The following is a 466-nucleotide window of genomic DNA, read 5'->3' as shown; positions in this document are numbered from 1 at the left end:
GTTCACCACGGTCGTGGCGATGTCGTTGAACGGTTGCGCACGGCCGCTTCCGAGATTGAAGATGCCCGTCTTCTCCGGATGATCGAAGAAGAACAGGTTGACCTTCACCACGTCCTCGACAGAGACGAAGTCGCGCGTTTGCTCGCCCGGCGCATAGCCGTTGTATTCGCCGAACAGCTTCACGCGGCCTTCCGCGCGGAACTGGTTGAAGTTGTGGAACGCCACCGAAGCCATGCGCGCCTTGTGCGTCTCGCGCGGCCCGTACACGTTGAAGTAGCGAAAGCCCGCAATCTGGCTTTGCGCCTTGGGCAGCACGCGGCGGATCACCTGGTCGAACAGGAACTTCGAATAGCCGTACACGTTCAGCGGCGCTTCGACTTCGCGTTCTTCGACAAAGCGCGTCGAGCCGCCATAGATCGCCGCCGACGACGCATACAGAAACTGCACGCGCTGTGCGAGGCACGCG

At 61.4% G+C, this 466-nt stretch carries 1 protein-coding gene; it reads right to left on the bottom strand.

Going from position 1 to position 466, the window contains the following annotated elements:
- Positions 1-466: NAD-dependent epimerase/dehydratase family protein (locus U5A65_RS40780; RefSeq protein WP_321949739.1), on the bottom strand; the 466-nt coding region annotated here is incomplete at both ends.

The organism is Paraburkholderia sp. J10-1, assembly GCF_905220165.1.
Classification (GTDB): Bacteria; Pseudomonadota; Gammaproteobacteria; order Burkholderiales; family Burkholderiaceae; genus Paraburkholderia.
The sequence above is the reverse complement of the archived record's forward strand: the minus strand, read 5'-3'. Positions and strand labels throughout refer to the sequence as shown.